The organism is uncultured Desulfovibrio sp. (assembly GCF_944327235.1).
Classification (GTDB): Bacteria; Desulfobacterota; Desulfovibrionia; order Desulfovibrionales; family Desulfovibrionaceae; genus Desulfovibrio.
This window is the reverse complement of the sequence record NZ_CALVHE010000099.1, coordinates 1-8,310: the sequence shown is the minus strand read 5'-3', so window position 1 is coordinate 8,310 and position 8,310 is coordinate 1. Positions and strand designations below refer to the sequence as shown.

5 protein-coding genes and 2 pseudogenes are annotated in these 8,310 nt (G+C 68.4%); 5 read left to right on the top strand and 2 right to left on the bottom strand.

Features of this window, described 5'->3' with window-relative positions; genetic code table 11:
- Nucleotides 1-253 (bottom strand): annotated as a pseudogene (locus Q0K00_RS10550) (hypothetical protein); the annotation flags it as partial.
- A gap of 19 nt (nt 254-272) precedes the next feature.
- Entirely contained in the window at nt 273-1,235 is a 963-nt protein-coding gene (locus Q0K00_RS10545; protein ID WP_297229325.1) for a TAXI family TRAP transporter solute-binding subunit, read from the bottom strand.
- 249 nt (nt 1,236-1,484) lie between these two features.
- Between Q0K00_RS10545 and Q0K00_RS10540 the strand changes: the two genes are divergently transcribed.
- From Q0K00_RS10540 to Q0K00_RS10520, 5 genes and pseudogenes are all read left to right on the top strand, one after another.
- A complete protein-coding gene (locus Q0K00_RS10540; protein WP_297229323.1) occupies nt 1,485-2,246 on the top strand; it encodes a glycine zipper domain-containing protein in 762 nt (253 codons plus the stop codon).
- A 522-nt stretch (nt 2,247-2,768) separates the two neighbouring features.
- Nucleotides 2,769-4,124, top strand: a complete 1,356-nt coding sequence (locus Q0K00_RS10535) for an SrfA family protein (protein WP_297229321.1) — start codon at nt 2,769-2,771, stop codon at nt 4,122-4,124.
- Nucleotides 4,031-5,545, top strand: a pseudogene (locus tag Q0K00_RS11855) (trypsin-like peptidase domain-containing protein). Before Q0K00_RS10535 ends, Q0K00_RS11855 begins: the two are co-directional and overlap by 94 nt.
- Before the next feature lie 3 nt (nt 5,546-5,548).
- The gene (locus tag Q0K00_RS10525) at nt 5,549-6,874 is read left to right on the top strand and encodes an SrfA family protein (RefSeq protein WP_297229319.1); all 1,326 of its coding nucleotides are present in this window, start codon (nt 5,549-5,551) and stop codon (nt 6,872-6,874) included.
- Nucleotides 6,875-6,885: 11 nt separating this feature from the next.
- Nucleotides 6,886-8,310, top strand: a 1,425-nt coding sequence (locus Q0K00_RS10520; protein ID WP_297229317.1) for a virulence factor SrfB, incomplete at its 3' end; no start/stop codon positions are given.

The following is an 8,310-nucleotide window of genomic DNA, read 5'->3' as shown; positions in this document are numbered from 1 at the left end:
GGCAGCCGTCGTTGACGGCGAACCAGTCCGTCACCGGCGTCCGCGCCACGGAATGGATATAGCGGATGCCGAAAACGCCGCCGTTGCCGAACGGCAGCAGGATGCGCGTCCTCCCGGCGGCATCCGTCACGCGCAGCCGCAGGACGGAGGGATATCCCTCCGTCGCCGCGGCCGCGCAAAGGGACGCGGCGGTCAGGATGCACAGCGCCGGTACGACCAGCAGCAGGAGCAAAGCGTTCCGACCGCGCGACATGGCTCAGTCTCCGTCCCGCCTACTGGGGCAGCTTCACGCCCTTCTCGGCGAAGTACTTGGCCGCGCCGGGATGGAAGGGGATGGTGATGCCTTCGGCGGCACGCTCCACGCTGATCTCGGAGCCCTTGTTGTGTGCCTTGGACACGTCGTCGAGGTTGTCATAGAGCGCCTTGGTCATGGCGTACACGTCCTCTTCGGACATGTTCTTGTTGACCACGAGGATGCACTGCACGGACAGGGTGGGCACGGGCTTGTCCTGTCCCTTGTAGGTCCCGGCGGGGATGGCGTCCTTCACGAGGAAGGGGAAGGTGTTCACGAGTTCGTCCACCTTCTTGCCTTCCAGCGGCACGAAGGCGACTTCCTGCGCGGTGGTGATGTCCTGGATGGCGGGGTTGGGCGTGCCGATGGTGAACACGAAGCCGTCGAGCTGACGGTCCTTGAACTGGTCGGCGGTCTCGCCGTAGGGCAGGAAGATGGGCTCGATGTTCTTGTAGGCCAGCCCGAAATACTTGAAGATCTGGCGGCAGTTCACTTCATTGCCGCTGCCGCGCGCGCCCACGGAGACCTTCTTGCCCTTGAAGTCCTCCAGCGTCTTGACGTTGCTGTCCTTGCTGGCGACCACATGCAGGTATTCAGGATAGAGGCGGCCGATGGCCACCACGTCGGTCATCTTGTTGTCGGGACGGAAGGGCTCGGTGCCCTTGAAGGCCGCATCGGCCACGTCGTTCTGCACAAGAGCGAAGTCCACTTCGTGGGCCTGCACGAGGCGCATGTTCTCGCCGGAAGCGCCCGTGGCCTGCGCGGTGACGGAGAACTTGCCGTCACTGTTGGTGCTGATGACCTGGGCGATGGCCCCGCCAAGGGGGAAATACACGCCGGACGTGCCCCCTGTGGCCAGCGTCAGATGCTTGGGACCGGCAAAGGCAAGCGAGGCCGACAGCAGGAGGCCGCAGGCCAGAAAAAGACTCATCACGCGTTTCATGTGCACAACCTCCAGAAAGTGCGCAGGATGACGAAAAAGGGCGTACCGTCCGGCACGCCGCCGTAAAGATCATCATAGCCCATAAAAAAAGGACGCGCAACGCATGTCCGCCGCCTCCCTTCGCCTTGCGGGAGGCTGTCCGGCCCGCGCCGCGGACATGCCGTCTTGCCTGCGACGAGGCAAACGTGTATGTTGGAGGAGCGGGGGACCCCGCGAAAAAACGCAGCAAGGCAAACGCCGGGAGGGAGTATGCCGCGTCGTCCATTTACCCTGTGTCTGTGTGCGGTCCTTCTGTCCGCCCTGACGCTCACGGGCTGCAAAAGCCAGTACGGCGAACAGAAGACCACCGTCAATTACTACCCGCAGTGTTACACTCCCGTAGCGGAGCTGCGCAAGGACGAGAACAGCGTCGGCACCAGCACCGCCGCCGGGGCCGCCGGAGGCGCACTGCTCGGCGCGCTCATCGGCGGCCTGAGCACCGGCAAGGTGGAAGGCGCGCTGGCCGGGGCCGTGGCGGGCGGGGCCGTGGGCGCGGTGGGCGGACACGCCTACGGCAAGTCGCAGGCCAAAAAGCGCGACGCCCAGTATCTGCAGGCCTATGCCCAGCAGCTCGGCCAGGAAGCCCAGAGCATGGACAGGGCCACCGCCGCCGCCACCGTGGTCATGAAGTGTTACGACAAGGAATTCAAGGCCGCCATCGGTCAGTACAAGGCCGGAGCCATCACCCGCACCGAGCTGGACGAACGCTACAAGGAGATCCGCTCCGGCCTGGAAGAGACGGCGTTCATCCTCAAGTCCACGGCCTCGACCATGGCCGAACGTGACGCCGAATACCAGCAGGCCCTTGCCGAGGACTACACCAACGCCCAGCCCAAGCGCCGCCAGCCCACGCCGGTGCGGCAACAGGCCTCCGCGTGGAAGGAGTCCCGCGACAATCTCGTCCGCACGCAGGCCGAACTGGAAAGCCGCCTCGTAGCCTACGAGAACGGCTACAACAGCGCCACGCTCTAGGGCCTGCCAACACCATTCGCTGTCTGTTTTGGGGGAAGGGGAACCCCTCCGCCGGCGCGGGAGGGGTTCCCCTTCCCCCAAGCCCCCATCCCTTCCCCAGCGCGCTTTTACCGGGGGAAGAGGCAGGGACACGAGGCGACCCCGCCTCCACGGCAAGCGGAGCGTGTACGGGTAATAGACTTATATGTTGAACTTATTTGTAAAATGAGAGCCGACAGGCTCTAGGGCCTGTCAACACTATTCGTTGCCTGTTTGGGGGAAGGGAAAGCCCTCGCTCTGCTGTCGATGCCTGTAAGGCTCCTGTGTCGCCTAACGGGCACGGCCCTGCGGGCCGCCTTTCGGTCGCTCCCTTCCCCCCAAACAAACGATATATAACGTCAACGTCCCGGACGGTCTGTGGTGGGTGGAGGGACCGCCTTTCCTCCCAGGATGACCGTCCATTGCGTCAACAGGCCCCGACGCGCCGCCGGGCGCGCCTTTCTGCCGGAGGGCACGCCCTTCCCCCTTGCCGCGGACATGCTCATGAACAATCGTATCGCCACATCCCGTCGCGGAGAGATGCGCGCGCTGGCCGTACAGGGCATTTTTGCCACGGACTGCCATGCCCAGTTGCGCGGTCTCATCCTGCGCCACCTCAGCCCCGCCCATGCGGCCCTGCTGGCCGAGCCGCAGCATGACGCCGCCACGCGGGACATCGACTGGTATGCCGACTGCCCCGGCACGCCCGTGCGCTGTGCCGATCTGCCGGAAAACGAGGCGCAGGCCCTGCGGGCGCGAGCCGCGGGACTGGCCCGCGACATCAGCGACGCCGCCCGACGGCTGCGCGAGACCAGCGGGCATGAGCACGGCCTTTCCGGCGCGCTGCTGGCCCTTGCGCCCCTGCACGCCTCGGACGACGACCTCTGGTCGGTGGGCGGACAGCCCGTGCTCATCAACTGGGGCTTCGCGCCGGGCGTCCCCGGCGCGGAAGCGCAGGACCTCACCCGGCTGGGCACGGCCCCTGTCGCCGCACCGGCGGCGGTCGCGGCCGCCGCGCCTGTCGTCGCGCCCACGGGCAACGGTCGCGGCTGCCTCTGGTGGCTGCTGCCCCTGCTGCTCCTGCTGCTCCTGCTCTGGCTCCTGCTGGCCGCGCTGGGCCTGCTGCCCTCTCCCCTGCCCGGCGGCTGCGTGCCCGCGCCGGACACGGCGGCGCTGGACAAGGAGAAGGCCCGCACCGCCCCGCTGGAGACGGAACTTGAGGAACTGCTGCGCCGCCTGCGCGAACGGGCGGCCCTCTGCCGACCTCCGGCGACCCCGCCCGCCGTCACGCCGGACGAGCCGCGACCGGAGCCGGAAGTGATCGAGCCGTTCCTCGGTGAGACCCCGAAGGAAGAGCCGAAGCCCGAACCCAAGCCGGAGCCGAAGCCCAAGCCCGAACCGAGACCGGAACCCAAGCCGGAACCCAAACCGGAACCCAAGCCGGAACCCAAACCGGAACCCAGGCCCAAGCCCCGCAAGGGCGATGACATGACCATCCCCGACGATGCGGCCAAGAAGCAGGACCTCAGCTTCCTGGAAGGCTGCTGGGTCAGCGAGACGGGCCTGTATTCCCACCCCTCCAACCGGCCGCTGGTGGCGGAATACTGCTTCGACAAGAACGGACGCGGACGGCGCTTCGCCCGAGAAAAGGGCGGACGGGTCTGCAGCGGCCCGGCGCAGGCGCGTTTCCGTGACGGCAAGCTGTATTTCGAGGCCGATTACGCCGCCTGCCCGCGCGGCAGCCGGTTCGTGCCGCAGCAGGTGGAATGCACCGGTTCGGACACGCGCACCCATTGTCGCGGCAAGGAGCTGAAGGAAGGCCACGGCACCACCTGGGACGCCCGCTTCAAACGAAAGTAATGCGCGGATGGTCCGGCATGGCCTCGTCTCCGAGCCTGTCGGCCCGTCCCCGCGCCACGCTGCCCCGCAGCCCCGGAGTTTACGAGATGAGCCAGACCACTCCCCCCGCTGACGACAGACCCGATGCCGCCCGCGGCGAGACGACGCCGCAGGATGAGGCCCGCCCGGCCCCCGAGGCCGCGCCGTCCGCAACGCCTCCCCTGCCCTTCTACCGCCGCCCGCTGTTCTGGAGCCTCCTTTTCCTCGTGCTGCTGCTGGCGCTGCTCGGCTGGCATATCTATCGCCAGTGGCAGACCGCCAGAGAGCTGGAAGCCCGGCAGCAGGCCGAGCTGGCCGCCGTGCGGGAACGCAACGACGCGCTCGAGGCCTATCTGAAGATGCTGCGGGAACTGCTCGCGCAGGACCCCTGTACCGTCAAGGAGAAGCTGCCCACCCTGCCGCCGCCTCCGGAGGGGACAGCCGGTCCGCCGCTCATGCTGCCCGGCGATCCGGCCGAGCCGCGCGCCCCGAAGAGCGGCGACGCCGCGACGCCGCAGGCCCCGCCGCCCGCGCAGGCCCCCCGGCAGGAAGTGACGCCCGCCGCCCGCGCCGACAGCCTGCCCCATCTGCTGGAACAGGGGACGGTGCTCGTCCTCGCGCAGCAGTCGCGCGGCCTCTCCATGGGTTCCGGCTTCTTCATCTCGCAACGCCACATCGTCACCAACGGCCATGTGGTGGGCGACGCCGCGCAGGCTTTCGTCACCAACAAGGCCACCGGCAAGGTGCTGGCGGCCCGCATCCTCCACCGCATCGAGGAGGGCGGGCACGACGTGGCCGTGCTGGAACTGGACGCCCCCGCGCCCGTCACGCCGCTGACCTTCTAGTTCAGCGTCCAGCGCACCGAACGGGTGCGCGCCTGGGGCTTCCCCGGCGCGGTCACCGGGGATGATCCCAAGTTCAAGGCCCTGCTGGAAGGCGATACCGCCTCCGTGCCGGAAGTGGTCTATTCCGACGGCTCGGTCAACGTGGTACAGGAGCGGGACCCGGCCATCATCGTGCATTCGGCCACGGTGTCGCAGGGCAACAGCGGCGGCCCGCTGGTCAATCAGGCCGGACAGGTCGTGGGCATCAACACCTTCATCAAGCTGGACGGCGAATCCTACCGTCAATCCAGCATCGCCGTGGTCAGCGGCGCGGTGGCCGGCTTCCTCCGGCAATGGAAGATCCCCTACCTCGAAGCCCGGCCCGCCGAGGCCGCGCCGTCCGGCGATGCCGCCAAGCCCGCCGCCACGCCCGACAAGAAGGCCGAGACCGCGCCGGACAAGAAGGACGAGACCGCGCCGGACGCCGCGCCGGGCAAGAAAACGGAGGCAGAGGACGCCCGTCCCCCGGCGGCGTCCACCGCGCCAAAGGAGAGCCGTCCCGCTCCGCTGAGGCTCTGAGTCATGGCCCTCGCGCAGACCTATCTTGCCCGCAGCCGTCGCGGCGACATGCAGGCGCTGGCCGTACGCGGCATCCTCGTCACGGACTGCCGCCCGCAGCTGCACAGCATCATCCGCCGGGCGCTGGGGACGCGCTGCGCCGCCCTGCTGGCCGAACCGCAACATGACGCCGACCAGCGGCATATCGACTGGTATTCCGAGCGCGAGGGCACGCCGCGACCGCTCGCCGCCCTGCCGCCGGAAGAGGCGCGGGCCGTGCGGGAGAAAGCCTTCCGCTACGCCACCGCCATCGCCGGACTCGGCAGACAGCGCGCCGCCGCCCCCGCCGTGGCCGCGGGCATAGCCGACGAGATGCTGCCCCTCGTGCTGCGCCATGTGGCGGAGGACGACCTCTGGAGCGTGGACGGCGAGCCGGTGCTCATCAACTGGGGCTTCATCCCCGCTCATGCGGGCGTACAGGCGCAGGACCTTTCCCGTCCGGCCCAGACGCCTCCCGCCCCTCCCCCGCCGCCCGCCGACGTCCCCGGCCCCGCCGGAGCGACCGCGCCGGGCGGACCGGGCATGGCGGGCGGACGCGGCTGCCTCCCCTGGCTGCCGCCCCTGCTGCTGCTCCTCCTGTTGTTCTGGCTGCTTGCGGCCGCTCTCGGCCTGCTGCCCTCGCCCCTGCCCGGCGGCTGTCCGGCCCAGCCGGACGGGGAAGAGCTGAAAGCGGAAAGACGACGCGGCGCGCTCAAGGAAGCGGAACTGGAAGCCCTCTACCGTCAGTTATGGGAACGGGCGGGCCTCTGCGATCCGCCGGTCCGCCGCCCCGCGCCCCGGCCCGCTCCGGCCACGGTGGAACCCTTCTTCGGTGAGACGCCGAAGGAAGCGCCGAGACCGGCCCCCCGACCGGACCCCAAGCCCGCTCCCAGGCCGACCCCCAAGCCCCAGCCCAGCCCCGCGCCGCGCAAGGGCAACGACATGGAGATCCCCAGGGATGCCGCCAGACGGAACGACCTGAGCTTCCTGGAAGGCTGCTGGGCCAGCGAGACGGGCCTGACCGCCGAACCTTCCGGCAAGCCGGTCATCGTGGAATACTGCTTCGACAGGAACGGCAACGGCAAGCGCTTCGAGCACGTGGAAGGTCAGGAAAGTTGCGTGGGGCCGGGCAAGGCCCGCTTCCAGGGCCAGCGCCTGCACATGGAGTCCCCCTATGCCGAATGCCCCAACGGCGCCCGTTTCGTGCCGCACAGCATCGACTGTACCGGTTCCGGCCGTTCCACCCTCTGCAAGGGCCGCGAGCATGACCGGGACGATACCCGCTGGACGGCCCGTTTCAGAAAACAGTAAAGGATATGCACATGGAGACTTTGCCGCGCTATCTTTCCCCGGTGAGCATCATCCCCGGCGGCTGCCCGCAGTTCCTCGACCTGAGCGTGCCCGTGGAGGCGCTCAGGAAGCTGCGCCGCCACTTCCGGGAAGAAAAAAAGACCGATGACGACGGAGCGGGCCGCTACAGGCATCATCTGCGCTGCCTCGCGGAGAGCGAAGGCGGCTTCATCGACCAGCTCACCGCCCAGCCCTGCGAACCGGATTACGACATCAACGCCGAACGCTGTCTGGATGTCTGGGAAGGCCGCTGGCTGCCCGTGCCCTTCCTGCGGACCCTCGACCAGCTCTGGCCCGACGGCTGCCGTCGCTTTGAATACGGCCCCTCCAACTGGTCGCGCGCCTACGTCACCCGCGACGGCGGCTCCCCCGATCAGGTGCGCGTGGTCATCGCCTTCGACACGCAGGTGGAGGAACGCCCCGCCGAGGGCGACCGCTATTTCGCCCTCTCCCCGCAGGACGTGGCCGCCCACGGGCATTTCCTGCTGGCCCACCATGTGCGGGACAATTCCTGGTTCCTCAACGAGGCCTGGGTGGACGAATGGCTGTCCGCCATCTACGGGGCCTACCGGCAAAGCAGATACCGGGGCCACGGCTCGTGGCGTGACGAATCTCCCTATGTGCTGGAACACCTCGCCAGCTATCTCACCTGGCTGGACGTGGTACGTCTGGCGCTGGACGATCTGGCCGTACAGGTCATCAATCCCGACCGCGACACGCCCGTCGATGTGGATTTCATCCTCGACATCGGCAACTCCCGCACGACGGGCATCCTCGTGGAGACCCTGCCCCAGCGTCCCACCAACCTCAACGACAGCTACCTGCTGGAACTGCGCGACCTCGACCAGCCCCAGCACGTCTATGCCGAACCCTTCGAGACCCGCGTGGAATTCGTGGATGCCCTCTTCGGCAACGACGCCCTCAGCCGCCGCTCGGGACGACGCACGCCCGCCTTCGCCTGGCCGTCCGCCGTGCGCATCGGCCCGGAGGCCGCCCGTCTGGCCACGCAGGCCGTCTGCGCCGAAGGCAGCACCGGCATGTCCAGCCCCAAGCGCTATCTCTGGGACGAACGCCCCTGGCAGCAGACCTGGCGCTTCAATACCGGCGGCAAGAGCGAGCCCATGGTCAGCCGCGGCCTCTTCGCCCGGCAGCTCAATCCGCAGGGGACCCCGCTGGCCTGCTTCGAGGATCCGCTCTTCAAGCGCAGCGCGGCCCTCAAGAAGCAGCAGCCCGAACCCATCTTCGAGTCCCTCTTCACCCGCTCCTCCCTCATGATGTTCATGATGGGCGAGATCATCACGCAGGCGCTCATCACCATCAACTCCCCGGCCATCCGCTCCCGGCGCGAACTGCCCAACGTGCCGCGCCGCCTGCGGCGGCTCATCTTCACCGTGCCC

Coding starts and splice junctions, on each gene's coding strand:
- Q0K00_RS10525 (WP_297229319.1), top strand. CDS start 5,549: ATGGCCCTCGCGCAGACCTATCTTGCCCGCAGCCGTCGCGGCGACATG.
- Q0K00_RS10540 (WP_297229323.1), top strand. CDS start 1,485: ATGCCGCGTCGTCCATTTACCCTGTGTCTGTGTGCGGTCCTTCTGTCC.
- Q0K00_RS10545 (WP_297229325.1), bottom strand. CDS start 1,235: ATGAAACGCGTGATGAGTCTTTTTCTGGCCTGCGGCCTCCTGCTGTCG.
- Q0K00_RS10535 (WP_297229321.1), top strand. CDS start 2,769: ATGAACAATCGTATCGCCACATCCCGTCGCGGAGAGATGCGCGCGCTG.